Source organism: Sphaerotilus microaerophilus, from assembly GCF_023734135.1.
GTDB lineage: Bacteria > Pseudomonadota > Gammaproteobacteria > Burkholderiales > Burkholderiaceae_C > Sphaerotilus > Sphaerotilus microaerophilus.
Map to the genome: position 1 here is coordinate 3,578,336 of NZ_AP025730.1, position 25,341 is coordinate 3,603,676.

The 25,341-nt window shown below is 66.2% G+C and carries 26 protein-coding genes; 24 read left to right on the forward strand and 2 right to left on the reverse strand.

Features of this window, described 5'->3' with window-relative positions; translation table 11 throughout:
• The first annotated feature begins 5 nt into the window (after nucleotides 1-5).
• Nucleotides 6-1,193 carry a hypothetical protein gene (locus tag NGK70_RS15340; protein ID WP_251969389.1) on the forward strand — a complete coding sequence of 396 codons (1,188 nt, stop codon included), beginning with the start codon at nucleotides 6-8 and terminating at the stop codon, nucleotides 1,191-1,193.
• Nucleotides 1,194-1,203: 10 nt separating this feature from the next.
• Nucleotides 1,204-1,500 (forward strand): DUF3467 domain-containing protein, encoded by a 297-nt coding sequence (locus tag NGK70_RS15345; protein WP_251969390.1) that lies wholly within the window; start codon nucleotides 1,204-1,206, stop codon nucleotides 1,498-1,500.
• On the opposite strand, the gene NGK70_RS15350 is transcribed toward NGK70_RS15345, so the two are convergent.
• On the reverse strand, nucleotides 1,458-2,444 hold the full coding sequence (locus tag NGK70_RS15350) for a sigma-54 interaction domain-containing protein (protein WP_251969391.1): 987 nt from the start codon (nucleotides 2,442-2,444) through the stop codon (nucleotides 1,458-1,460). The genes NGK70_RS15345 and NGK70_RS15350 overlap by 43 nt on opposite strands.
• Before the next feature lie 209 nt (nucleotides 2,445-2,653).
• On the opposite strand from NGK70_RS15350, the gene NGK70_RS15355 reads away from it, so the two are divergent.
• The 15 genes from NGK70_RS15355 (at nucleotide 2,654) to trbC (ending at nucleotide 15,165) form a co-directional block, all read left to right on the forward strand.
• Nucleotides 2,654-3,145 carry a lytic transglycosylase domain-containing protein gene (locus NGK70_RS15355; protein ID WP_251969392.1) on the forward strand — a complete coding sequence of 164 codons (492 nt, stop codon included), beginning with the start codon at nucleotides 2,654-2,656 and terminating at the stop codon, nucleotides 3,143-3,145.
• 368 nt (nucleotides 3,146-3,513) lie between these two features.
• Nucleotides 3,514-3,951: an OmpA family protein gene (locus NGK70_RS15365; RefSeq protein WP_310742537.1), complete on the forward strand. Its 438-nt coding sequence runs from the start codon at nucleotides 3,514-3,516 to the stop codon at nucleotides 3,949-3,951.
• 81 nt (nucleotides 3,952-4,032) lie between these two features.
• Nucleotides 4,033-4,425 (forward strand): hypothetical protein, encoded by a 393-nt coding sequence (locus NGK70_RS15370; protein WP_251969393.1) that lies wholly within the window; start codon nucleotides 4,033-4,035, stop codon nucleotides 4,423-4,425.
• A 30-nt stretch (nucleotides 4,426-4,455) separates the two neighbouring features.
• Nucleotides 4,456-4,755 (forward strand): type IV conjugative transfer system protein TraL, encoded by a 300-nt coding sequence (traL, locus tag NGK70_RS15375; RefSeq protein WP_251969394.1) that lies wholly within the window; start codon nucleotides 4,456-4,458, stop codon nucleotides 4,753-4,755.
• A 13-nt stretch (nucleotides 4,756-4,768) separates the two neighbouring features.
• The gene (traE, locus tag NGK70_RS15380; protein WP_251969395.1) at nucleotides 4,769-5,332 is read left to right on the forward strand and encodes a type IV conjugative transfer system protein TraE; all 564 of its coding nucleotides are present in this window, start codon (nucleotides 4,769-4,771) and stop codon (nucleotides 5,330-5,332) included.
• A complete protein-coding gene (locus tag NGK70_RS15385) occupies nucleotides 5,322-6,272 on the forward strand; it encodes a type-F conjugative transfer system secretin TraK (RefSeq protein WP_251969396.1) in 951 nt (316 codons plus the stop codon). Before traE ends, NGK70_RS15385 begins: the two co-directional genes overlap by 11 nt.
• Complete coding sequence (locus NGK70_RS15390; protein WP_251969397.1) at nucleotides 6,269-7,825, forward strand: TraB/VirB10 family protein; 1,557 nt, start codon at nucleotides 6,269-6,271, stop codon at nucleotides 7,823-7,825. Before NGK70_RS15385 ends, NGK70_RS15390 begins: the two co-directional genes overlap by 4 nt.
• Nucleotides 7,812-8,672 (forward strand): DsbC family protein, encoded by an 861-nt coding sequence (locus NGK70_RS15395; RefSeq protein WP_256490857.1) that lies wholly within the window; start codon nucleotides 7,812-7,814, stop codon nucleotides 8,670-8,672. The genes NGK70_RS15390 and NGK70_RS15395 overlap by 14 nt, the downstream gene beginning before the upstream one ends.
• Nucleotides 8,669-9,256, forward strand: a complete 588-nt coding sequence (locus tag NGK70_RS15400) for a TraV family lipoprotein (protein ID WP_251969399.1) — start codon at nucleotides 8,669-8,671, stop codon at nucleotides 9,254-9,256. Before NGK70_RS15395 ends, NGK70_RS15400 begins: the two co-directional genes overlap by 4 nt.
• A gap of 97 nt (nucleotides 9,257-9,353) precedes the next feature.
• Complete coding sequence (gene traC, locus NGK70_RS15405; RefSeq protein WP_251969400.1) at nucleotides 9,354-11,846, forward strand: type IV secretion system protein TraC; 2,493 nt, start codon at nucleotides 9,354-9,356, stop codon at nucleotides 11,844-11,846.
• 50 nt (nucleotides 11,847-11,896) lie between these two features.
• A complete protein-coding gene (locus tag NGK70_RS15410) occupies nucleotides 11,897-12,235 on the forward strand; it encodes a hypothetical protein (protein ID WP_251969401.1) in 339 nt (112 codons plus the stop codon).
• An 8-nt stretch (nucleotides 12,236-12,243) separates the two neighbouring features.
• On the forward strand, nucleotides 12,244-12,780 hold the full coding sequence (traF, locus tag NGK70_RS15415; protein ID WP_251969402.1) for a conjugative transfer signal peptidase TraF: 537 nt from the start codon (nucleotides 12,244-12,246) through the stop codon (nucleotides 12,778-12,780).
• A 111-nt stretch (nucleotides 12,781-12,891) separates the two neighbouring features.
• Nucleotides 12,892-13,473 (forward strand): type-F conjugative transfer system protein TraW, encoded by a 582-nt coding sequence (gene traW / locus NGK70_RS15420; RefSeq protein WP_251969403.1) that lies wholly within the window; start codon nucleotides 12,892-12,894, stop codon nucleotides 13,471-13,473.
• Nucleotides 13,474-13,520: 47 nt separating this feature from the next.
• A complete protein-coding gene (locus NGK70_RS15425; protein ID WP_251973797.1) occupies nucleotides 13,521-14,501 on the forward strand; it encodes a TraU family protein in 981 nt (326 codons plus the stop codon).
• Between the two features lie 10 nt (nucleotides 14,502-14,511).
• Nucleotides 14,512-15,165 carry a type-F conjugative transfer system pilin assembly protein TrbC gene (trbC, locus tag NGK70_RS15430; protein ID WP_251969404.1) on the forward strand — a complete coding sequence of 218 codons (654 nt, stop codon included), beginning with the start codon at nucleotides 14,512-14,514 and terminating at the stop codon, nucleotides 15,163-15,165.
• Nucleotides 15,166-15,477: 312 nt separating this feature from the next.
• On the opposite strand, the gene NGK70_RS15435 is transcribed toward trbC, so the two are convergent.
• Nucleotides 15,478-16,623 (reverse strand): Fic family protein, encoded by a 1,146-nt coding sequence (locus tag NGK70_RS15435; protein ID WP_251969405.1) that lies wholly within the window; start codon nucleotides 16,621-16,623, stop codon nucleotides 15,478-15,480.
• Between the two features lie 259 nt (nucleotides 16,624-16,882).
• Between NGK70_RS15435 and hsdR the strand changes: the two genes are divergently transcribed.
• The 7 genes from hsdR to NGK70_RS15470 are packed head-to-tail and all read left to right on the forward strand — an operon-like array spanning nucleotide 16,883 to nucleotide 25,268.
• Nucleotides 16,883-19,321, forward strand: a complete 2,439-nt coding sequence (gene hsdR, locus NGK70_RS15440; RefSeq protein ID WP_251969406.1) for an EcoAI/FtnUII family type I restriction enzme subunit R — start codon at nucleotides 16,883-16,885, stop codon at nucleotides 19,319-19,321.
• Between the two features lie 30 nt (nucleotides 19,322-19,351).
• Entirely contained in the window at nucleotides 19,352-21,199 is a 1,848-nt protein-coding gene (locus tag NGK70_RS15445) for a class I SAM-dependent DNA methyltransferase (RefSeq protein WP_251969407.1), read from the forward strand.
• On the forward strand, nucleotides 21,196-22,347 hold the full coding sequence (locus tag NGK70_RS15450) for a PDDEXK nuclease domain-containing protein (RefSeq protein WP_251969408.1): 1,152 nt from the start codon (nucleotides 21,196-21,198) through the stop codon (nucleotides 22,345-22,347). Before NGK70_RS15445 ends, NGK70_RS15450 begins: the two co-directional genes overlap by 4 nt.
• Nucleotides 22,344-23,507, forward strand: a complete 1,164-nt coding sequence (locus NGK70_RS15455; protein WP_251969409.1) for a restriction endonuclease subunit S domain-containing protein — start codon at nucleotides 22,344-22,346, stop codon at nucleotides 23,505-23,507. Before NGK70_RS15450 ends, NGK70_RS15455 begins: the two co-directional genes overlap by 4 nt.
• 3 nt (nucleotides 23,508-23,510) lie before the next feature.
• The gene (locus NGK70_RS15460; protein ID WP_251969410.1) at nucleotides 23,511-23,954 is read left to right on the forward strand and encodes a DUF6978 family protein; all 444 of its coding nucleotides are present in this window, start codon (nucleotides 23,511-23,513) and stop codon (nucleotides 23,952-23,954) included.
• The gene (locus NGK70_RS15465) at nucleotides 23,951-24,712 is read left to right on the forward strand and encodes a DUF1829 domain-containing protein (RefSeq protein WP_251969411.1); all 762 of its coding nucleotides are present in this window, start codon (nucleotides 23,951-23,953) and stop codon (nucleotides 24,710-24,712) included. The genes NGK70_RS15460 and NGK70_RS15465 overlap by 4 nt, the downstream gene beginning before the upstream one ends.
• A 7-nt stretch (nucleotides 24,713-24,719) precedes the next feature.
• On the forward strand, nucleotides 24,720-25,268 hold the full coding sequence (locus NGK70_RS15470) for a hypothetical protein (RefSeq protein WP_251969412.1): 549 nt from the start codon (nucleotides 24,720-24,722) through the stop codon (nucleotides 25,266-25,268).
• The last annotated feature ends 73 nt before the right edge of the window (nucleotides 25,269-25,341 follow it).

Below are 25,341 nucleotides of genomic sequence, written 5' to 3' on the forward strand. Positions count from 1 at the left end.
ACGCCATGACCCTCCAGTTCACATCTTCGAGCGCGCTCGTCTTCGGTGAATCGCCCTGGCCGCACCGCGCGGCCGCGGCGCAGGCGCAGCAGGCCGAAGGCTTCAGCTCACCGCCCCGCAGGGCCGACACCTCCGAATTGACGCAGGCCGAAGTCGACCACCTGGCCGGCGTGCGCTTCAGGACCGCGGCAGACATCGAGAGCTACTTCCAGCGCAGCGGCGAGGCCGGCTTCATCGACTGGTACAACGCCGGCCTTGCCCACAGCGCACCATTCAGCGCACGCGGCGCCATCACCACCAGCCGCACTGTACGCAACCGCTTCACCACCTTCTGGAACCAAGTGCGCACGGCTTTCGACCGCGACGAGATCAACGCGCTGGACTTCGCTGCCTTCACGGCGATCTCCATCAACGAGACCGGCGGCAACCTCTGGGCTCACCCGGAAAGCAGCGGCCGCGGCGGTGGTGGACGCCGAGATGCGCTGGGTCGCCACCCAGGCTTGGCCTACTTCTTTGACCGCATCGAACTGCGGCCCGGTCACTTCAAGGCCAGCTACAACCACCTCAGCGGCGGACGTACTGCCGGATCGCTGTTCGATGACGCCGACTACCTCGCTGCCCACGGCACGCTGGCCGGTGCCGACCGCCTGGCGAGCCACGGCGGCGATTTCGGTGGCGCCTGGAACGGCAGCTTCTACCCGCAGAATGAGTTCAGCAGTGTCGAAGACCCAGCCGTCAACGGCTTCATCATGCAGGCCGACTTCTACAAGTTCCGCGGCCGAGGGGTAATCCAGACCACCGGTCGGTCTTCGTACAAGCGCGCAGTCAACTTCATCAAGACCTACCGCGGCACCAACACCGTGCTGGCTGATGCCGGTCAACGCTGGGCCCTGATGTCGGCCGATGTGGCCTGCACCCGCAGCCGCAACGAAGACTGGGATCACATCTTCGAACAGCCGGAAATGCTGGCCAAAGGCCTATCGCTGCACGCCGGCACACGCAACGACTATCGCCGCATGAGCACCACGGTCGCCACGTTGCTGCATGTGCCGCGGGCATCGGAAGGCAACGCACGCGGCCTGACTGGCTCCATCTATGCCATGGGCCGGCGCATCAGCGGCAGCCGCAGCTATGGCGCCGGCCTCTACCGCCAACGCGTGCTGGCGCTGCTGCACGGTTTCTTGACGGTTTGAGCAGATCGAGATGCACCGCCAGCGCGTACTGCACCGACGAAAGCTGCCACAACCCGGCAGATCGCCGGACCACGCCAGCGGGCTGGCCCGCTACGCCAACCGGTTCGAGGTGGGATACAACGCCTTCGAGTTTCTGTTCAACTTCGCTCAAGACTACGACGATGGCGGCTTCGCGCATTCGCGTATCGTCACCGTGCCGGCCTATGCCAAGGTGTTCCTCGGCGTGCTCCATCGCAGCATCGTCGACTACGAGGCGCAATTCGGTCAGATCCCGCTGCCGCCTGGGGTACCCGGAGTTGACTCCTGAGCCGCGCATGAGATCTCGTGCTTGGCCATCTTGCGGTAAAGCGTCACCCGCGACCACTTGAGGTCACGCGCCGCGGCGGTCTTGTTCCAGTGCGTAGCCGACAAGGTGTCGAGGATGCGACGGCGCTCTTGTCGCACCAATTCGTCGCCCCAGCCCGTCGTCGTACGTTCCGTCAGATAGCTCGGAAGCGCGTGCGGCGTGATGGCACCTTCAGGCGGGTCGATGAAGATCGACTCAATCACGTTGCGCAGCTCGCGCACATTCCCGGGCCAGTGGTGGGAGAGCAGGCAGGCCACCGCATCATGGTCGAACCAACCGACGTTGGCGCCCTCGGGCGTTCGGCGAAGTGGCGCCATGAAGTGGGCAGCCAGTTCGAGGATGTCGTCGCGACGCTGGCGCAGCGGCGGCAACTGAACACGGGCCACGTTGAGCCGATAGAACAGGTCGTAACGAAAACGTCGCTCGCGCAGCAGCTCGTCCAACGGTTGATGGGTGGCTGCAACGATGCGCAGATCGATCTTGCGCGTACGCAGGCTGCCCAGCGGCGTCACCTCGCGATGCTCAATAGCACGTAACAACTTGGCCTGGGAGGCCAGTGGCAGGTCGCCGAGCTCATCTAGAAACAGAGTGCCGCCATCGGCCGCGGCAAAGCGGCCAGCATAGGAACGACCTGCCCCGGTGAAGGCACCCCGCTCGTAGCCAAAGAGTTCGCTCTCGATCAAGCTCTCAGGCAAGGCAGCACAGTTGAGGCTGACGAAGGGCCCCTCAGCGCGTGCACTGTGAGCATGGACCAAGCGCGCGACTTCATCCTTGCCGGTTCCCGTCTCTCCTACGATCAGCAGTGGGCACTGATGTCGAGCGGCCTTGCAGGCGAAAGCCAGGGCTGAAGTAAAGCTGACGTTATGTCCCACCAAACCATGAGGCAGGTTCGAATGGAAGTGCATGGCTCGCCTCCCCCACCAGATCAACACCACGACATTGCTGCGCGTAGCTCAAACTACGTTAACTAATTCACGATCGATTGGCAAGGACCACAAACTTCGAAACCCCCCTCACACCACCGCCATTCCGCCCCTGACGTGCCAGGACGGCCCGCCTACCCTTCAGTCAACCACCCGCCATCGCGCAGGGTGGCCAGAAGGGATACCGGGCCATGTTCGTTGCTCCCACCACGCAGCTCGGCGCTGACCGGCTGACGCTGGCTCTGTCACTCAGCCTGAGCCTGCCCGCCTCGGCCTGCTGGGAGGCCGCCGGCCAGCGCCACGGTGTGTCGCCTGAACTGCTGCACGCGATCGCCCAGGTGGAGTCCAGCCTGGACCCCGCTGCCATCAACCGCAGCCACCTGGCGCGCACCGGCAGCTACGACATCGGGCTCATGCAGATCAACAGCAGCCACCTGCCGCTGCTGGCAAGGCACGGCATCTCGCGCGACGACCTGTTCGACCCCTGCACCAACATCGAAGTGGGTGCCTGGCTGCTGGCTCAGTCCTTTGCGCGCCACGGCACCAGCTGGAACGCCGTGGGCGCCTACAACGCCGCCTGCACCCAACTGCAGGGTGCCGATTGCCAGCGCACCCGCAGCCGATACGCCTGGCGGGTCCATCGGCGACTGAACGCGCTCGCAACACCGGAGGGCCAGCGATGAGACACGCTGCCATCCCTGCCCAGCGTCAACCGATCCGGGTCGCGCTCCTGTCGAGCCTGACCGCGGCCGTCCTCGGCGCCTGCACGCTGCCGGAGCCTGACCCGCTCGATGGCCCCACCCGTTACCCACCGAGGCGACCTGATCCGGCGGCACACCCTCAACGGGTTGCGCAGGTTGGCTTTGAACGCCAGGCCGCCTTCGAGGTCTGCAGCCCGCCGAATTGCCCCACGGTCACCCGCAAGACGCTGGCAGCCCATCGACCCGCCGACGACCGACCCGTGAACCCGCCCCAGACGCCGGTCCGTCCACTGCCCGTGTCACCGGCTCCAACACCTGCACCGGCAGACATCGCTGTGGCTCCAGAGGCAGTGGCCCGCGCACCTGTTGCGCAGCCTCCGGCAATAGAGCCTCCTGCGGCCCCGGCAACGGTCCCTGCCAAGCCGACCGCTCCCGTTGCCCAACTCCGCAAGCTCACCCTGCTGTTCAACTCCAACAGCGCCGAGCTGACCGCCGGCCACCGCGGCCAGCTCCAGGGCGCCCTCGGCGAACTGCGCCTGGCCGAACGGCTGATCATCTCCGGTCGGACCGACGACCAAGGCAGCGAGCGACTCAACCAGGCACTGGCGGTCAGCCGCGCCCTGGCCATCCGCCGCGAGCTGCTGAACCTGGCACCGGACCTGCCGGCCCGCATCGAGATCGATGCCCGGGGACGCTGCTGCTACGTCGCGACCAACAAGGACGAAGACGGACGCGCCCGCAACCGGCGGGTGGAGCTGGTCTACGCGCCGCCCACTGCGCCGTCCTGAAGGCATCTGCGTCTGAACGCTGCCTGATCCACCGATCCCGCCCGCGCCGGGCCTCGGCGCACCCACGCCTGGAGAACTCCCATGCTGCACCGACCGACCTTCCTGACCCGCCGCCAACCTCCTGTGCGGCGCGCGCTGCAGGCTCTGTCTCAGACCTTGCGGCTGCACCAACCCGCACAACGCTGGGGCCTGCTGGTCGGGCTGGTCCTGGCCATCGCACTGGCCTCACCCAGTCACGCGCTCGACCTGGTGGCCTTCTCCGGCATCACCGGCCCAATGACCTCGGCACTGACGCAGATCGCAGCCCTGGGGCCCGGCATCAAGGCGCTGGTGGGGTTCGTGGGCTTCGTGGTGGCGCTGATCTCGCTGGCCGCGCTGCGCAACTTCGGGCCGGTGCTGTTCTATGTCGGGCTGGCCATCTTCGGTGCGGTCGGCCTGGTCATTGCCGGCGCCATCATGGGTGCGGTGATCTGACGGCAGCACGCCGACCACAGGAGCCCTGCGATGCTGGCCGACACCTACATCCCGCGCCGCCTGGACGACCAGTGGAAGATCGGCTTCTGGGACGTCGACGTGGCCGCACCGCTGCTGTTCTTCGTCTTCGTCGGCTACCTCTCCGGCACGCGGGTGGCCTTTCTCGCCTGCCTGGGTGTGGGCATGCTGCTGTCGCGCTCGATCGCGCGGCTCAAGGCAGACAAGCATCCGGCCTTTGCCATCCACTGGCTGTACTGGCACCTCCCGACCAGCCCGCTGACGGCGATGTCGGCCACACCCCCTTCGCACCTGCGCCGCATGGTGGGCTGACAGGGAGACTGCCGTGGACTTCAACCGACTCGATGGCGACCTGCGCGAGCTCAGGCGCCGCAACCGGGGCCTGTCCTGGGGCATCGGCCTGCTCGCGGCCGGGCAGCTGCTGGCGCTGGTGGTGATCCTCAACCTGCTGGGCAGCACCCGCACGGTGGTGGTGCCGCCCACGCTGCACAAGAGCTTCTGGGTGCAGCGCGACCGCGCCAGCAGCGAGTACCTGGAACAGATGGCCGCCTTCCTGGCCTGGCTGGTGCTGGATGTCACCCCGGCCTCGATCGACTGGAAGAAGGACCTGATGCTCGGCTATGTGGAGCCCGAGCACTACGGCGCCCTCAAGACCCGCCAGGAGGTGGAGGCCGAGCGACTGAAGCGCATCAACGCCAGCACCACCTTCGCACCCCAGCAGCTCATCACCAGCGAAGACCAGCAGAGCGTGGTCGTGCGTGGCCGCCTGCGCACCCTGGTCAACGGCATGGAGACCAGCCACGAGAGCAAGGCCTACCGACTGGCCTTCGGCTACTCGGGTGGACGCATGCACCTGCACAGCTTCGAGGAGGTCGGCGATGCGAAGTGACCTGCCATCCGTCCCAGGACGCGCCAGTAGCAGCGCCAACCGCCGCGCCGTGTGGGCCCTGGGCCTGCTCATCGCGGCCAGCGCTGCCAGTGCCTTGCAGGTGGTCGAGACCCGCGACGGCGTGAACGCCGAGGCCCTGCTGTCGATCCAGGAGCCCACCCGCATTCGCATCGAAGGTGCGGCCATCACCGATGTGTTCGGCAACCTGCACTCCAGCCGCTGCGACAGTGGTGGTGGTGGTGTTGGTGGTGGTGCAGGCTCGGGCCTGGGCCACCTGGGCACCCCGCCCGGCGGCGTCAGCCCGGTCGGGCCCGCATTGGGCAGCGCAGCGGTCAACCCCCAGGGCGAACTGGTGCTGGAGTGCGACCGGGACAAGGGCGAGATCTATGTGCGCCCGGTGCACCCCACCGCCACCAAGCCGATCAACCTCTTCATCTCCTCCGCGCAGGCCACCTACACCCTGCTGCTGCGCCCGGCGGACCTGCCGGCCGACACCATCCTCATCCGGGACCGCTCTCTGCGCTCACCCACGACACAAGGTCGGGGTGGCCCTGAAGGTCCGGCACCGAGCCATCTGCGTTCGATGAAGGCCCTGCTGGTGGCCATGGCAGGCGAGCGGGTGCCGCAGGACATCCGGGTCGAGGAAATCCATCGCCCGGTACAACTCTGGGCCGAAGCACGCATGCTGCTGCTGCGGCGCTTCGAAGGCCGAGACCTGATCGGCGAGCACTACCTGCTGCACAACATCAGTGCCCAGCCGATGGTGCTGGCCGAGCAGGAGTTCGATCGGCCGGACGATCCGCTGGGACCTGCGCGTCGCAGCGATCGAGGCGGACCAGGATCGGCGCGGGGCCGGGTGGTGGCGGTGTCGATCGAACAGCACAACCTGCTGCCCGGCGCCAGCACCGCGGTCTATGTGATCCGGCGGAGCCTGCCGTGAACGGCCCCGCCCTGTCGGCCTGGCCCACGCGGCTCATCGGTGCCCTGCGCCGACGCTGCGCAGCAATGAGCGAGCGCCTGTCGCCGCGCCAGCGCCAGTTTGGTCTGCTGGGCCTGATCGTCGCTGCAGCGGTACTGCTGCTGTGGCTGGTGCTGTCGATCTCTGAATCGGGCAAGGCGGCCGCGCAGCTGAACACAGGCTCCACCTCCAGCGCCAGCCCGGTGGCCGCCAAGGCCAGTGCGATCACCAACATCGGTGTCCTGGCTCCCGGCGCACAGGTCAGCCCGGTGGACCAGTGGGTGGGCACGGCCGGACGCAAGCTGGCCCAGTATGAGAGCGAACGCGACGAACAGACCCGCCTGAACAAGGACCGCCAGGCCTTCGAGGCGCGCACGATGCAGCGCTTTGCAGAGCTGGAGCAGCGGCTGCAGGCGTCGGTCAACGCGGCGTCCCAGGCTGCTGCGGCGACTGCGCCCAACGCCCAGGCGCTGCGATCGGTGGGCCCGCCGTTGACCCCTTCGACCCCGTTGACTCCGTTGCCACCGTTGGCTCCCGTCCCACCACCACCCTCGCCCTCTCCCGCCCGCAGCCCGTCGCCACAGACTGCAGACTTCCCACCCGCGGCCAGCCTGCCGCAGGCCGTGCCCCTGCGTCGAACGACCGGGCCGGCGAGCACGCCCTTGGCCGAGCCGGTCTGGCCGCAGGGCCCAGCACTGCCCCCTTCACCACCGGTTCCCACGATCAGCCGGGTGACGCTGGCAGATCGAACGGCCACCCCAAGCACGACCACCGTGGCTGCCGGAGCACTCCCGCAGGCAAGCACCAACGAGCCACCCCGGACCACCTCATCCTTCCTGCCGGTGAGCTTCACCCGCGGCGTGCTGCTGGGCGGGCTGGACGCCCCCACCGGCGGGCAGGCTCAGTCCAACCCGCACCCGGTGCTGATCCGCCTGTCCGATACCTCGGTGCTGCCCAACCGGGTTCGTGGTGACTATCGAGAGTGCTTCGTCATTGCCGCAGGCTATGGCGACATCAGCTCGGAGCGGGCCTACCTGCGCACCGAGAGCCTGTCCTGCGTGCGCAGCGATGGCACGGTGCTGGAGTTGCGCATCCAGGGCAGCGTCTACGGCGAGGACGGCAAGGTGGGCTTGCGCGGTCGGCTGGTGACCAAGCAGGGCCAGATGCTGGCCAATGCGCTTCTGGCCGGGGTGGTGAGCGGCATCGGCCAGGGCGTGGCCACCGCCAGCACCAACGTCAGCAGTTCGGCCCTGGGCACGGTGGCCCAGCTCAGCGGCCAGGACGCCCTGCGCGCGGGTGTGGGCAGCGGCGTGGGCAGGGCACTGGACCGCTTGGCGCAGTACTACATCAAGCTGGCAGAGAACACCTTTCCGATCATCGAGGTGGATGCCGGCCGAGAGATCGACGTGGTGATCACCCGGGGCAGCCGCATCGACCTTCCCGCGCCGCCCGGGCCGCGGTCTGACGGCAGCGGCCAGGCCCGCACACACCGTACTGAACGGAACCAGGAGGCTGGCGATGATGGCGAGTACTGAACCCCTGCGGCGCCGGGCTGGCGTCAGCGGCCTGGCGGCTTGCTGGGTCACTTGTGTAGCCACCTGCTGCGCCACCGCTGCAACCGCGGCAGCAGCCAAGCCTGAGAACCCAGAGACCCGGTTGCTGGCTGAGCTTCGCCGAGCCCATCCGGGAACCACGTTTTCTTCCGTCCAGCCCACTGCGGTGCCAAGCCTGTACGAGGTCTGGATGAACGGCAACGTGGCCTATGTCTTTGCTGCCCGGCCGCGCTACTTCGTCTTCGGCCGGCTCTTCGACACGCAAACGATGACCGACCTGACGGCGCCCAAGCTGGCCCGGGCCAACGCCGGCCTGGTGCAGACCCCTGCGACCGCCCCCACCACAGACCCTTCGGCCGCGATCGATCTGCGCCAGTTGCCAATGACGGATGCCCTGCACCGCGTCAAAGGCCCAGGCCGGCGCCAGCTGGTGGTCTTCAGCGATCCGGCCTGCCCCTACTGCCGCCGGCTGGAGGAGGAACTGTCGGGCATCGACGACCTGACCGTTCACACCTTCTTGCTGCCCTTCCAGGGCGAAGCACTGCCCATCCAGCTATGGTGCTCCGCCGACCCCTCGGGCAATTGGGAACGCTTGATGCGCAATGGCACGCCGCCGGAAGGCCGCTCTGGTTCGGCCGCCGCCACGCGCTGCGATCACCCGATCGACCGCAACCTGGCCCTGGCACGGCAGTTGGGCATCCGGGCCACCCCCACGCTGGTCTGGGCCGATGGCAGCCGCAGCGAAGGCCACCTGCCGCGTGAACGCATTGAGGCCCGGCTGAACAGCGCCGCCGCAGGCCCCAGAACCGCCCAGGAGCGCCAACCATGACGCCAGACGCCCTCGCCCCTGCGGTCACCCTGGTGATCGCTTCCACAGCCCTGCTCTGCGGCTGCGAGAGCCTGTCCGGGCTGGGGGGAGGCTCCCGCTATGCCTGCCAGGCGCCGGAGGGTGTGGCCTGTCAATCGGTGTCCGGCACCTACGCCAACGTCGCCGCCACCGGCCGCGCGGCGTCTGCCCCCGAGCCTGCTCCGGCAACGCCAGCGGCGACGCGGGCTGCGCTCGCCCGCACCGCAGCACCTGCAGTTGCGCCGGCCCCTCAGGCCACAACTTCCCCGCTGCGCTCGGCCGCGCGTGTGCTGCGCCTGTGGATCAAGCCCTGGGAGGACCTCGACGGGGACCTCTTCGACCAGGGTTATGTCTACGTTCAGGTGGACAGCGGGCTGTGGCTGCTGGACCACCTGCAGCGCAGCATCCGGGAGTCCTACGCGCCGCTGCGCCCGCCGGTCACGCAGGCGGGATCACGCGATGGAGCCTCCGCCGCGGGGGCGCCTCAGCCCCTGCAATCCCGCCCCTCGTTGAACCCGCGCCGCGCCCCGGCATGGGGTCGGGACGCTCTGGATGACAGCCCCTGAGGTCAACATGGCGGCACCAGCTTCATCTGTGCATCGGACAGGTCAGACCTCGACTCCGTCTGGCCTGCTGGCCCGACTCGGCCTCGGTGGCGAGGCGATGTCTCCTGCCGAGCAGTTCGCCTCCTGGCTGCCCTACTCGGCCTACCTGCCGACCGAGCGCCTGTTCGTCAACCGAGACAACCTGGGCTTCCTGCTGGAGGTGATGCCGCAGTCCGGCGCGGACGACCGCATGGCCGAGGTGCTGGTGTCGCTGTACGCGAACTGCCCGCCCGGCGTCGGGGTGCAGCTGCACCTGTTCGCCTCGCCCCACGTGCGCGAGCAGCTGCGGCGTTACGCCAACCTGCGGCTCGAGGACGGCGACCAGACGGACAAGGCCCACCAGTGGGGCCGCCCGGCGCGCAACGACAACCTGTTTCGCAAGCTGGCCCGCCAACGCGTGGGCCACCTGCTTCAGGGCGCCCAGCATTCGCTCACGGCGGGGTTCCACTACACGATCCGCGACTTCCGCCTGATGCTCAGCGTGTCCTGCCCGGTGGCCCCTGAGGCGGCCGGCGAGCCGCAGCACCGCGATGCTGTGCTGGCGCTGCGCGACTCGATGGCCTCGACGCTGCGTTCGGCCTCGCTACCCAACCGGGTCTGCGATGCCGCCGACCTGATCAACTGGTGCGCCCTGTTCACCAACCCGGACCGCATCGCACAGACCGACGCCCCCGATCTGCACTACGACGACGGGCGCGAGATCCGCGACCAGATCGTCGACTTCGACACCATCCAGGACCCGCTGCCCAGCGGCCTGCGGCTGTGGAAGGAAGGTTGGGATGAGGCGCTGGAGCTGCGCTTCTACTCGATCAAGAGCTTTCCGGAACGCTTTGCGCTGTGGCAGATGGGCTCGCTGATCGGCGACCTGATGCAGCCGGCGCTGCAGTACAACGCGCCCTTCCTGCTGACGCTGGGGGTGCACATCCTCGACCCCAACGTCACCAAGTCGGTGGTGACGGCCAACCACGTGCGGGCGACCCAGAACGCCAAGTCGAAGATGGCCGACGTCATGCCCGACGTACGCAAGAAGCTCGACGACTGGACCGCCGCAGCCGACGCGATCGACACCGGCGGCAGCCTGGTCAGCCTCTACCACCAGCTGGCGCTGTTCACGCCCCCCGGCAAGGCGGTGCCCGCCCACGAAGCGGCCAACGCGATCTGGCGCGGCCGGGGCTTCCAGCTCAACGCGGACACCTACATGCACCGCCAGGCGCTGCTGGCCAGCCTGCCGATGACGCTGTCCGAGCGCTTCCACAAGGACCTGGCCAAGATGCGCCGGGTCTCGCGCAAGACCATGGCCAACGCCATCCACCTGGCGCCCCTGGTGGCGGAGTGGCGCGGCACCCGCACCCCGGCGCTGGTCTTCGGCGGACGGCGCGGCCAGCTGATGACGCTGGACATCTTCGACAACGACCTGGGCAACTACAACTTCGCGATCATCGGCGCGCCGGGCTCGGGCAAGTCGGTACTGATGAACGAGATGGCCTGGTCCTACCGCGCCATCGGCGCCAAGGTCTGGATGCTCGACCTGGGCCGTTCCTTCGAGAAGCTCTGCCGCAAGGCCGGCGGCACCTACATCGAGTTCAAGGCGGACGTCGACATCTGCCTGGACCCCTTCAGCCACGTCGTCGACATCCACGAGGACATCGACATGCTGGTGCCGGGCATTTCGAAGATGTGCTCGATGCAGCACCCGCTGGAGGAGGTCCAGTACAAGGCCATCTCGGCGATGGTGCTCAAGCTCTGGAAGTCCTACGGCCAGGAGCTGCGCATCACCGCCTTGCGCGACGCCTTCAAGGACGGCTCGATCGAAGAGCTGGGGCTCAACGGCGACCAGCGCATCAAAGACCTGGCCGTGATGCTCAACCCCTACGCCCGGGGCGGCCAGTACGCGCGCTTCTTCGAGGGGCACAACAACGTCGATTTCAGCAACGACTTCATCGTCATCGAGAACGAGGAGCTCAAGCGCCGACCGGACCTGCATGCGGTGGTCAACATCCTGCTGCTGCACCGCATCACCGGCGAGATGTACCTCACCCGCAACCGGCGCAAGGTGCTCTTCGTCGACGAGCTGAAGCAGCAGCTGGGCGACATCGGCGCCGACGATCCGGTCAAGGCCGCGGTGGTGGAGGAAGCCGCCCGCCGTGCCCGCAAGTACGGCGGGGCCCTGGGCACCGCCACCCAGAGCGCCGACGACTTCTACAGCTCCACCCAGATGGAGGCGGCTTTCAACTGCTCGGACTGGGTGTTCCTGCTGCGCCAGAAGCCCGAGTCCATCGAGATGCTCGACCGCAAGGGGCGGCTGACGATGGACGAGCCCAAGAAGCGGCTGCTGAACTCGCTGCGAACGGAACCGGGGGCGTTTTCTGAGCTGTACATCTCCTCGCCGGTGGGCGAAGGGGTGGCGCGCAACATCCTCGACCCGGCCACGCACCTGCTGTTCTCGAACAAGCTGGAGGACAACGCACCGATCGATGAGCTGCGGGCGCAAGGGCTCAGCATTGACGAGGCCATCGGCGAGCTGCTGCGCCGGCGGGGGCATGTGGCATGAGCTCCGACGATCGGCCCCCACCGGGACGTCTGCCGGGAACTCTGCTCGGAATGCTGCTGGCGAGCCTGCTGGTCACTGCCGGCGCGCTGTACGCCTACGACCGCTGGCAGGTTCAGCCCGCGCTCAAGCTGGCGGTGGTGGACGTGGGTGAGGTCTATCGCAGCAAGGAGGCCGAGTTCACCCGCCTGCTGACCCACGCTAGCAGCGATGAGGAGCGGCAGCAGGCCCTGGAGGTGGCCCGCCATTTCGCGCAGCGCCTTCCGCAGGCCCTGGATGAGCTCGGCCGGGAATGCGGCTGCCTGGTGATGATCCGCTCCGCCGTGGTGGCGCCCTCCCCCCGCACGGTCGACTTGACCGGGCGCCTGCAGGCCATGCTGGAGCGGCCATGAACGCAGCGTTGAGCAGACTGCTGCAGCTGCGGGCCTGGTTGGCGCCACTGGGTGCACACCGCGGGGCCCTGACTGCGCTGCTGCTGATCTGGGTTCTGGCGGCGCTGCGGCTGTTCATTGATCCGAGCCCCCGCCTGCCCCTGCTGTTCAACGTCACGCCCAGCCTGCCGCACCACCTGGTCTGGTTGCGCCAGGGCGGCACTAAGTTGCGACGCGGGGACCTGGTGGTCTACCGCTTCGAGGGCGAGGCGGCTGCGGACCGCCCGGGGCTGCGCGGCCAGCCCTTCTTCAAGGTGCTGCGGGGTTTGCCCGGCGACGTGGTCACGGTGACAAGTCAGAGCGTCGCCTTGAACGGCGAGCCGATGGGCGTGGCCAAGACGCACAGCGTCGACGGTCGCGCCCTGCATCCAATCGCAGCGGGGGTGATCCCGCCCGGGCACTTCTACGTGCAAGGCACCGGGCCGGACTCCTTCGACTCCCGCTACAAAGAGAGCGGGCTGGTGCGCGCCGACCAGGTGCTGGGCACGGCGGTGGTGCTGTTTTGAGGAGGCCGCATGAAGCCCTTCGGTCGGTTGGCTCTGCGCCGGACGTTCTGTCTCTGCAAACGGACCCTGTGTTTGCTGGGCTCGGTCAATACGGCCCTCGCAGCAGGCGCGGTGGGTCCAGCTTCCAACAGCGACCTCGGTGTGATCGGCCCCACCTACGCCATCAGCGAACCCCACCTGTTGGAGGAAATCCAGCACAAGCTGCGGGCCAAGGAGCGCAGCGGCGAGCTGCAGCGGCTGATGGAGGATGCGCGCCGTCGCGGCATCGCCACGGTGCGCAACCCTCCACCGGTGGAGGGTCTGCAGGCCACCCGGCAGGCGCGCAGCTTCCATGTGGACCCCAGCTTCGTGCTGGAGCGCAACCTCACCGATGTCCAGGGTCGTCTGTTGTTTGCAGCCGGCACCCGCAAGAACCCGCTGGAGGTGGTGTCGCTGTCCAAGCGGCTGCTGTTCTTCGACGCCCGCGATAGGCGCCAGCTCAACCAGGCGCAGCAGCTGGCCCGCCAGCATGGCGCGGGCCTCAAGCTGATCCTGACCGGCGGCTCCTACCTGGAGCTGATGAAGGCCTGGCAGGTGCGGGTGTACTACGACCAGCAGGGCACGCTGACCCGGCGGCTGGGCATCCGGCAGGTGCCGGCGCTGGTGTCGCAGGAAGGGCTGCGGCTGCGCATCGATGAGTTGGCGCTGCGATGAGAAACGCCTGGCTGCGTCCCCTGGCCATCGCCGTCCTCGCCGTTTGGATGCTGCTGGGCGAAGGGTCCAAGGTGCAGTCGGCCGACAGCCTGACCTGCACCGGCCGCTTCCCGAACCCGATCACCGAGATCTGCTGGAGCTGCATCCTGCCCATCAGCATTGGCAGCATCACGATCGCCAACATCGATGGACAGGAGGACATCGACAACCCGTCGAGTCCGGTGTGCAGCTGCGGCCTGAACCCCACGGTGGGGTTGTCGATCGGCTTCTGGGAGCCGGCCCGCCATGTGGAGGCGGTGCGCAAACCCTTCTGCCTGGCAGCACTGGGCGGCATCGATCTGGACCCGGGTCTGGCCGCACCCGCGGCGGCGCGATTCACGCACGCGGAAGGCGATGGGGATGGCGGCAGTTTCTACCAGGCACATTTCTACATGAACCCGGTGCTGTACTGGCTGGAGGTGGTGGCGGGTTTTCCGTGTCTGGAGAAGGGCTCCTTCGACCTGGCCTACCTGACCGAGGTGGACCCGCTGTGGAACGACGATGAGCTGACATTGATCCTCATTCCGGAGGCGGTGCTGTTCGCCAACCCGGTGGCGGTGGCCGCCTGCGCGGCGGACTGTGTGGCGGCCACGGTGGGGTTTGGGATCGAGGCGCTGTTCTGGTGCGCCGGCTGCCAGGGCGGCGTCTACCCGCTGGACGGCCATGTGCCGTACCACATGGGTGGGGTGCGCACCGCGGAGCTGATCGCACAGCGCCTGACCGCCAAGATGCACCGCGAGCTGCTGGCCTGGGGCTGGCATGGTCACGCCGGGCTGTGTGGGCCGTACTTCCTGCCGACGATGGACAAGACGGCCTACAAGACCCAGCTCACCCACCCGGTGGCCAACACCGCCAAGGACGGTGGCCACTGCTGTCAGCCCTTTGGGCGCAGCACCGTCGTCTGGGGAGCAGGCAAGGAGTTTCCGGTGCGGGGGGAGGATTTTGCGTTCCTGCTGTTTCGCAAGCGCAACTGCTGTCTGGGGTTCTGAGGAGAAGGCGATGGGCACTCGGTTGCATCTGAAACTTGCCACCCTGCTGGCAGGCCTGGCGGCCTGGAGCTGCTGTGGGGCAGGAGACCCCGTGGTTACGCCGGCCGACATCGAACGGGCCCGCCAACAACATCGCATGCCCAGCGAGGAAGAACTGGCCCGGGTGCCGATTCCGCGCTCACCCCAAATCGACGCGCTGCCGCAACCGAGCAACCGTCCACCGTTGGACCTGGAAGCGCTGGCCAAGGGATTCGAGTTTCAACGCAGCCCCACGCCGATGGCGCAACCAAGCGCCCCCCGGCTGCTGGTCTTCATCAGCCTGGGGATGCCGAAGGCGTCGCTGCAACGGTTGGTCACCCAGGCGGCGCAGGCCCGCGCAACGCTGGTGCTGCGGGGATTGCACCTAGGGTCGGTGCAGGCGTCGGTGGCGAGGATGCACGAGTTGATCGGGTCGCAGCGGGTGGCCGTTCAGATCGATCCGACCGCATTTGATCGGTATGGGGTGGTGCAGGTGCCCACGTTTGTACTGGCGCGTGGCGGTCGATCAGGGGTCGAATGCGCGGCAGAGGCCTGTGCGGCCGGTACAAGGTTCGCGAAGGTTGCAGGGGATGTGAGTCTCGGGTATGCGCACAAGGTACTTGGGAGTTGGGCTGAAGTTCGATAAGGGAGGGCATGGACTGCCATGTAGAACGAACACTCGGTGCCATCACGCCGCCTACGCCTGAAGTCACCCGAATCGAGGTAGAGCATGGCCAAGGACTCAGCGGCGTCGAACCCAGTTGGGTGTCAAGCCTGCGTTCAAGCCAGGCGCGATTGAGCAGCCGTGTCAGCCGATCGGTCATGGACGCCAGCTCCAGATGGGTCCGTTCCTGCCATGCTGCCGTGATGCCTTGTCTGACCACCACAAAGCCATCCGGCAATCCGTCCGAGCGTCGCAGTTGAAGGCACATCTCAGATGGATCTGCGCAGGGGTTCCCTAGGTGGACTCTGGCACCCACCCCGGCAGATTGACGTAGTAGCGCGTTGAGCGGCCACCGCCCAGCTGCTGAAGCAAGCCCATCGCTTCAAGGTCGATGAGTTCGCGCGATGCGGTCGCCCGCGATGCGCCCGTGACGCTCTCGTACTTCTTCGTGCTCATGCCGCCGTCGAAGCCACCCGGGCCGGCATCCAGCAGCAGGTTCATCACCTTGCGCTGACGCTCGCTCAGGGTTGTGCGGCCGTGGTCCAGCCAGAAGCGGGCCTTCACGAGGGTGTGGTCCACCACCGTCGACGCCTCTTCGCAGGCGGCCTGCATTTGCTCAACGAACCAGCACACCCAGTGCGTCACGTCAGGGTCGCCATGCTGGGCGCGTTCCAGGTTGGCGTAGTAGTCGCGGCGACGATCGAGCAGGCGCTGGGATGTGCGGAACTGGCGACTGGCCTCGCCGCTGTCGCGGGCCAGCAGCAGGTCGACCAGCACGCGCCCGAGGCGACCGTTGCCGTCCTCGAAGGGGTGGATGGTCTCGAACCAGAGGTGTGCGAGCGCAGCCCGCACCCAGGTGTCCGGTTCGCTGGCGGCGTTGAACCAACGTAGAAGACGATCCATCTCCTCAGGCACGCGGCCCGACGGTGGTGCCTCGTAGTGCACCTCCTCCCGTCCCAGTCGACCACTGACGATCTGCATCGGCTCGGCATGCTCGCGGTAGCCACCGACGCGAATCTTCGTCATGCCCGAGTAGCCGGTGGGAAAGAGCGCGGCGTGCCAGGCGTGCAGGCGCTCGTGCGTGAGCGGGTCGTTGCAGCGCTGGACCGCGTCGTCCATGATGTCCAGCAGGCCTTCCACGTTGCGCGGCGCGCTCGGCCCATCCTGCCTGCCCACGCCCAGCCGCCTTGCGACCGAACTGCGCACGGCGGCCAGGTCCAGTCGTTCGCCCTCGATGGCCGAGGTGGCCAGCGCATCCTGGCTCCAGGCTTCCGCAGCCAGTTCCAGGCGTTGTTCGATGCCCAGGGCCGCCAGCTTGCCTTCGACCAGGCCCTGCGCACGCCGCGCCTTGGCCAGGACCTCGCCGACACGAACGCGGTCGTACCGAAGATCGGGCCAGTCCGGGTGCTGCCAGACGTAAGTGGATGCGCGGGCTTTCATGCGCTGAGGTGGAGATGAGTCGAATGCTCGTCATTATCGACTCAGCAGTTGAGCTGAATTTGAAGTCTATTCGACTCGGGAGTTGAAGCCGATCCGTCGCAGCCCGAGTGTCGGGGCATCACGGCTCGTTGCCGCGCAAGAGCCTGACTGACATGGGCGTCGGCGTACGGCGTCGAAGGGCCTGCGAGCTTTCGTTTGATGCCGCTCGACTGTGGCCCAATGGCGTCGTGGACAGCGACAAACAGGAGGAAAGCGGGCAATGACCAGCAAGCAGACGAACAACAATGCCAGGACGGAGGCCGACACCTGTCGGGAATGGGTCACGCCCAAGATCGTTCAGGCGGGCTGGGCGGCTTCGCCTTGCGCCATCGGGGAACAGCGCACGTTCACCAACGGTCGCATCTTCGTGGCCGGCGGCAAGGTCCGGCGCGGCAAGCAGCGCCGGGCCGACTACATCCTCTTCTACCGCCGTGACTTTCCCCTGGCCGTGGTCGAAGCCAAAGACGCCAGCCTGCCTGCCGAAACGGGTGTGCAGCAGGCCCGGGAGTACGCCGAGGCGCTGGGACTCAAGTTCGCCTACGCGACCAACGGCCACCGGATCATCGAGATCGACTACCTCGCCGGCACCGAAACCGAGGTCGACCGCTACGCCACGCCGGATGAGCTGTTCGCCAGGTTGAGCAGTGGTGCAAACCTGCCGCCCGCAGCTGCGCCGCACCTCTTGGAACCCTTCAACCTGGCCTCGGGCAAGGTGCCGCGCTACTACCAACAGATTGCCATCCACCGAGTGGTCGAGGCCATCCTGCTCGGCCAGAAGCGCATCCTGGCCACGCTGGCCACGGGCACCGGCAAGACCTGCGTAGCATTCCAGATCTGCTGGACGCTCTGGAACAGCCGCTGGAACCGCACGGGCGAATACCGCCGCCCCAAGATCCTTTTCCTGGCGGACCGCAACATCCTGGTGGACGACCCCATGGCCAAGATGTTTGCGCCCTTCGGCGACGCACGCCACAAGATCGCCGGTGGGGAGGTCAGCCAGGGCCGAGACATGTACTTCGGCATCTACCAGGCCCTGACCACGGCCAGCGCGGACGTGTTCCGTCAGTACCGCCCCGACTTCTTCGACCTCATCATCATCGACGAGTGCCACCGTGGCTCCAGCCGAGACGAAAGCGCCTGGCGAGCCGTGCTCGACTACTTTGAGCCGGCCGTCCAGTTCGGCATGACGGCCACCCCACTGCGCGAGGAATCGTGTGACAGTTACGATTACTTCGGCAACCCGATCTACACCTACAGCCTGCGCCAAGGCATTGAAGATGGCTTCCTGGCGCCCTACCGGGTTCACCGCGTCATCACCACCGTAGACGCTGCCGGCTGGCGGCCGGGCAAGGACGAGCTGGATCGCTACGGCCGCGAAGTTCCCGACGATGAGTACCAGACCAAGGACTTCGAACGCGTGGTGGCCCTCAGGTCGCGCACCCAGGCCATGGCCCGGCACCTGACCGAGTTCCTGAGGGGCACCGACCGCTTCGCCAAGACCATCGTGTTCTGCGTGGACCAGGAGCACGCGGCCGAAATGCGCCAGGAGTTGGTCAATCTCAACAGCGACCTCGTCCGGCCCTACCCCGACTATGTTTGCCGTGTCACCGCCGATGAAGGCTCGATCGGCCTGACCCACCTGGCCGACTTCCAGGACGTGGACAAGCCGGCACCGGTGGTCCTGACCACCTCGCAGTTGCTGACCACGGGTGTGGACGCCGAGATGGTCAAGAACGTGGTGCTGGCCCGCGTGGTCGGCTCCCGGTCGGAGTTCAAGCAGATCGTCGGCCGAGGCACCCGCCTGAAGGTGGACTATGGCAAGGAATACTTCAACATCATCGACTTCACCGGCACGGCCACCCGGCACTTCGCGGACCCCGACTTCGACGGCGAGCCCGCGCGCATCGAAGAAGTGACGGTGGACGAGGCCGGCGAGCAGATCGCCGTCGTTGAATTGACTCCCGAGACTGAACCCGAGCCAGCGCCGGGCACCGTCCCGCCCGGGTATGAACTGCCTGAAGAGCACATCGGCCCCGGAACGGGCATCGTCGTCAACGAGCCCATGGACGAATCGTTCATCGAGCCCCGCAAGTTCTACATCGACGGGGGCGAGGTCGAGGTCATCGGACACCTGGTCTACGACCTGGACACCGACGGCAAGAAGCTGCAGGTGGTGAAATACACCGAGTACTCCGGCCGCGCGGTGCGCACGCTGTACCCCAGCCGCGAGGCTCTGCAATCGGCCTGGGCCGACCCCAACACCCGCAGCGAGGTGCTGCGCGAGCTGACCGAGCGCGGCATCAGCTTTGAAGAGCTGGCCTCCAGCAGTGAGCAACCCGACGCCGATCCCTTCGACCTGCTGTGCCATCTGGCCTGGAACGCGCCGCTGCTGACCCGCCGCCAGCGAGCCGACGCTGCGCGGCGCCAGGCCCAGGACCTGTTCGGTCAGTACAGTGACACGGCCCGCGAGATCCTGACGTTGCTGCTCGATCGCTACATCGAGCGCGGCATCCTCCAGTTCAACGCGCTGTCCGATCTGATGAAGGTTCAGCCCTTCGACCGCTACGGTAGCCCCTCGGAAATCGCCCTACGCCACTTCGGCGGCGTGCGCGGCATGAAAGACGCCGTGGCACGCCTGCAAGGCGCGCTTTACCTGTAATCCGTACACCGTTCCCGAGAACTCGACCCGATGGCCAAAGCCAGCACCACCGCCCAGGCAGAAAAGAAGACCCGCGCGCCGCGAAAGACCGCCAAGGCGCTGCTCACCACCCGAGAGAACCTGTCGGCCCTGATCGGAACAGCCCGCAAGATCCTGCGCAAGGACAAGGGCCTCAACGGCGACGCCGACCGCCTGCCGCTGCTGACCTGGGTGATGTTCCTGAAGTTCCTGGACGATCTTGAGATCGTCCACGAGGAAGAGGCCGAACTGGACGGCAAGCCCTACGAGCCCATCATCGAAGCGCCGTACCGGTGGCGAGACTGGGCAGCCCGCGAGGACGGCATCAGCGGCGACGAACTGCTGGCCTTCATCGGCCAGGAACAGACGCGCCGCGCCGATGGCAGCGCCGGCCCCGGCTTGTTTGCCTACCTGCGCAGCCTGGCCAACCTTGGCGTGAACCACCAAAGGGGCAGCCAGCGCGAGGTCATTGCCAACGTCTTCAAGGGCGTGCAGAACCGGATGGTCAGCGGCTACCTGCTGCGCGACATCCTCAACAAGATCAACGGTATCCACTTCAGCGCCAGCGAAGAGATCCACACCCTCTCGCACCTGTACGAATCCATGCTGCGCGAGATGCGCGACGCAGCGGGCGACTCGGGTGAGTTCTACACGCCGCGTCCGGTCGTGCGGTTCATGGTGCAGGCCATGGACCCACAACTTGGCGAGGCGGTGCTGGATCCAGCGTGCGGCACCGCTGGCTTTCTGGTTGAGGCCTACGACCATATGGCCGGCCAGGTCAAGAACCCTGACCAGCGGCGCACGTTGCAGAGCGGCTCCTTGTATGGCCAAGAGGCCAAGCCGCTGCCCTACATGTTGGCCCAGATGAACCTGCTGCTTCATGGGCTGGAGGCGCCGCAGATCGCCTACGGCAACACGCTGGAGCGGCGAATCAATGAAATCGGCCACAGCGAACGCGTGGATGTGATCCTCACCAATCCACCCTTCGGCGGGGAGGAAGAGGCCGGCATCAAGAACAACTTCCCGCCGAACATGCAGACCGCCGAAACGGCGCTGCTGTTCCTGCAATACATCATGCGCAAGCTGCGAGTGGCCGGCGCCCCGGTGGCCGGTGGCAAGGCCGCCGTCCGTGGCGGACGTGCGGCGGTGGTGGTGCCAAACGGCACGCTGTTCGGTGATGGCATTTGTGCCGTCATCAAGCAGGAGATGCTGAAGGAGTTCCGGTTGCACACCATCGTGAAGCTGCCGCAGGGCGTGTTCGCGCCGTACACCGACATACCCGCCAACCTGATGTTTTTCGAGCGCGGAGGTCCCACCGACACCATCTGGTACTACGAGTTGCCGCTGCCGGAAGGCCGCAAGAAATACAGCAAGACTGCACCGCTGCAATTTGAAGAGTTCGCGCAGGCCCAGACCTGGTGGAACGCCCGTGAGGAAGGGCCTCAGGCCTGGAAAGTTGACTTCGCCGCCAAGCGTGCAGCGGCGATCCAGGCCGCAACGCCCCATTGGCAGCGCGCCGAGGCTGAGCGGGCCGCATCCCTGGCGAGGGCACAGACGATTCGCAACGTCGAGCAGGCCTTGGCAGAGGCACCCAGCGCCGACAGGCCCATCTTGCAGAATCGTCTGCGGGAGCTGAAAGCGCTGCAGCAAACCCACGAACAAGCCGCCAAAGCGGCCCAGGCCGACGGTGATGCCCTGTACTGGCCGATCTACAACCTCGATCTCAAGAACCCTCAGGCCAGGACCGGGCTGGCGCATGCCGACCCCAAGGACCTGATCGCGTCAATGCGCAGCCATGAGGCGGAGGTGATGCGCCTGCTGGGTGAGATCGAGGCCCTGGTGAACGAGGTGCAGACATGAGCGACGTACTTCCATCAGCAGGCGACGGGTATGCCCGCGTTCACGGTGACATCGTTACCCTGCTGGAATCCGCCCGTCGTGCTGCGGCCCGCAGCGTCAATGCGCTGATGACGGCCAGCTACTGGGAAATCGGCCGGCGCATCGTGGAGTTCGAGCAAGACGGGCAAGACCGTGCCACTTATGGCGAGGCCTTGCTGCCGAGGCTGTCGGCTGATCTGCAACGGCATTTTGGGCGCGGCTTCAGCGTCGACAACCTGGAGCAGATGCGTCTGTTCTACCTCGCCTATCCGACTGCACACATTTCCGAGACGCTGTCTCGGAAATTGCCGGCACCCGAAGTCCCCCAGAAATCCGAAACACTGTCTCGGAATTTCACCTTGGAACACCTGTCCCAGGCCTTGCCGCTGTCGTGGTCGCACTATGTGCGCCTGGTGCGCGGCACACGCAGCGAGAAGGAACGCGAGTTCTACGAGGCCGAAGCCCTGCGCGGTGGCTGGAGCGTGCGACAGCTCGACCGTCAGATTTCGAGCCAGTTCTACACCCGAGCCCTGTTATCCAAGAACAAGCGCGCCGTGCTGGAAAAAGGCAGCGTGCCGCAGGCCAGTGATGCGGTCACCCCGGACGAAGCCGTCAAGGACCCTTACGTCCTGGAGTTCCTCAACCTCAAGGACGAGTATTCCGAATCGCAGCTGGAAGACGCGCTCATCCACAGGCTGGAAGACTTTCTGCTGGAGCTGGGCGGCGACTTCACCTTCGTGGGCCGCCAGCGCCGCCTGCGCATTGGCACTAGCTGGTTCCGGGTGGACCTGCTGTTCTTCCACCGCCGACTGCGCTGCCTGGTCATCATCGACCTGAAGCTCACCGAGCTGGGCCACGCCGACGTGGGGCAGATGCACATGTACTGCAACTACGCCCGCGAGCACTGGACGCTGCCAGGCGAGAACCCGCCCGTGGGCCTGATCCTGTGCGCTCGCACCAATGCCGCCGTGGCCCGCTATGCCCTGGACGGCCTGCCCAACAAGGTGATGGCGGCCGAGTACCAGACGGTGCTGCCGGAGGCCAGGCTGCTGGAGGCGGAGCTGGAGAGGACGCGGCGGGAGCTGGAGGCGCGGCGGGTGGGGCGGGGAGATGTGGAGGCCACGAAATGACAGCTTGGCCTTCAGCAACGCTGGCTGACATCGCGCCTATCGTCCGCAGAGAGGTAGACATTCAACCTGACCATGCCTATCCAGAGCTGGGCATTCGATCATTTGGTAAGGGGACCTTCCACAAGCCGCCGTTGCATGGCGCGGATGCCGGCACCAAGCGGCTGTTTGAGATCAAGCCTGGGGACTTGGTTTTCTCGAACGTCTTCGCGTGGGAAGGTGCTATCGCAGTTGCCTCGCCCGACGACAACGGCCGGTACGGCTCGCACCGCTTCATCACCTGTGTGGTCGACCCATCGCGGGCCTGCGCCGAATACCTGAAGTTCTATCTCACCGCATCCGAGGACGGCCGAGCGCAAGTTCTACAGGCATCGCCTGGCGGGGCAGGGCGGAATCGAACACTGGGCGTGGAAAAGCTCGGACGCATCGCCGTGCCACTGCCTCCCCTTGACGTTCAACATGCGTTGATCGCGCGCATCATGCAGCTGACCGAGAAGACGCGGCAAGTCGAAGCGCATCTCGATGCCGTCGAGCGCGATGCCGAGCGCCTGATCCGAAGCTACATCTTCCATCCCCAGGGCGCGCAGCCAACGAAGCACCGCATGTCGGAATTGGTCTCGCAACGCCAGCCCGACGTGGCCGTCGACGGCACAGCCCAGTACCGCTTTGCGGGCGTCTACTCCTTCGGCCGCGGCGTGTTTCCCAGCGCCGTCAAGATGGGCAGCGAGTTCGCCTACGAACGGCTGTCCACCGTGCGCACCGGTGACTTCATCTACCCCAAGCTGATGGCCTGGGAAGGCGCGCTGGGCGTCGTGCCAGCCGAATGCGATGGCATGGTGGTATCGCCAGAGTTCCCCGTCTTCACTGTCAACACCGAAGCGGTGCTGCCCGAAGTCTTGGACATCTACTTCCGCACGCCCGACGTTTGGCCTGCACTTGCAGAGATCAGCGGCGGCACCAATGCCCGCCGTCGCAGGCTGCAGCCATCGACCTTCCTCAGCTACGAGATGCCCGTGCCCTCCATGGCGAAGCAGCTCGAACTCCGAGCCATCTACCAGCACACGCAGGCGCTCAAAGCCAAGCACGCCGCCATTCGCCAAGCCAACTCGGCGCTGCTGCCGGCGACGCTGGAGCGCGTATTCGGTACGTCCATCAAGGAGTGAGACATGCAAAGTGACACGCTCACACAGGCCGAAGCAGACGCCCTGTTCCGTTTGGACAAGGTGCCGACTTCGCCGGCAGCACACCAGTTTCCAGACCTTGGAGGTCGCATCGAAGTCCCACTGGCTTCGCGGGATCAGCGAGAGTTCTTCTCGTTGGACATCAACCGCAAGCGCATCGCCCTCACCACCGGCTATCAGACCCGTGGACGAAAGGTTGTCGTGCTGGCTCGACTCGATTTCGCAGCGCCGCACCGCAATCCAGACGGCACCGAGGTGGGCGTTCCACACCTGCACCTTTACCGCGAGGGCTACGGCGACAAGTGGGCGGTGGAGGTTCCGCCCGGAATGCTCAGTCAGCCTGAAGATGCCTGGCAATCGCTGCACGACTTCATGGCCTACTGCGGTGTCGTCGAAAGTCCCAACATCGTGCGAGGGCTGTTTTCATGAGCGCGACAGACGACCTCATCCGCAACTACTACGACTGGCTGAAATCCAAGACGGCTTGGCGAGAGCTCAACGGCTGGATCGAGATCACCACGCCTTACCTGGATCGGCACAACGACTACCTCCAGATCTATTTGCGGCGACAAGGCACCGAGTGGGTTCTGACCGACGACGGCTACACGATCGCCGACCTGGCCCAATCTGGTTGCGAACTGGACACACCCCGTCGCAAGGCACTGCTGGCCACGACCTTGAACGGCTTTGGCGTGCAACTGAACGACGAGGCGCTTGAAATCAAAGCGACGGAAGATAACTTCCCACTTCGCAAGCACAGCCTGGTGCAGGCGATCCTGGCCGTCAACGACCTGTTCTATGTGGCCCGCGCCAACGTCGAGAGCTTTTTCTTTGAAGACGTGGCGCTGTGGTTGGACGATGCCGATGTGCGCTACACGCCTCGGGCTAACTTCGTCGGGCACAGCCGGTACAACCACCAGTTCGACTTCGTCGTTCCCAAGTCAAGGCGCGCACCGGAGCGCATCCTGCGTGTCATCAACAACCCGAACAAAGACAACGCGCAGAGCGCGGCCTTTGCGTGGGTCGATACCAAGGATGTTCGCCCCTCCGATTCACTGGCATTTGCGGTCCTGAATGATCGGGATCACCGGGTTAGCGAGGCCGTCCAAGACGCCCTGCGCAGCTATGACATCACCCCAATCGCCTGGACCCGCCGAGAGGAGTTCAGAGAGCGCCTAGCGGCATGAGCCATTTATGAGCAAATCATCCGGAAAGCCTTCGCCGTCGTGGAGCGACGCCAAGGCCAAGCTGGCCGCATTCGACCGCGCCGGCCTGCTGGGCCTGGTGCAAGACCTCTACGCCGCCAACAAGGACAACCAGGCATTTCTGCATGCCCGCCTGCAATTGGGCGACGACGTGCTCAAGCCCTACAAGGCCACCATCGACCGCTGGCTGTGGCCCGATGTGTTCAGGAACCAGGACACCTCGGTCGCCAAGGCCAAGAAGGCCATCGCGGACTACAAGAAGGCGTCCGGCACAGCCGAAGGGCTGGCCGAGCTGACGGTGTTCTTTTGCGAGCGGGCCTCGGGCTTTGCCTGTGATGTGGGCATGGACGATGAAACCTATCTGGGCGCCCTGGTGCGCATGTTTGAACAGGCGATGAAGGCGGTGGCCGCTTTGCCAACGGACCAGCAAGACTCAGGGTGGGGTCGGTTGGCGGTGGTGCACAAACGCAGCCAGCACATCGGCTATGGCGTGGGGAACGACATCACCGACCTGTTTGCCGACCACCGGGGCCCATGAGTTGGTGCCATTGACCGCTCCGGCGACCGACCCGTGATTGGCGCACCTCATCCCAGCCCGCCCCGCAAACCCC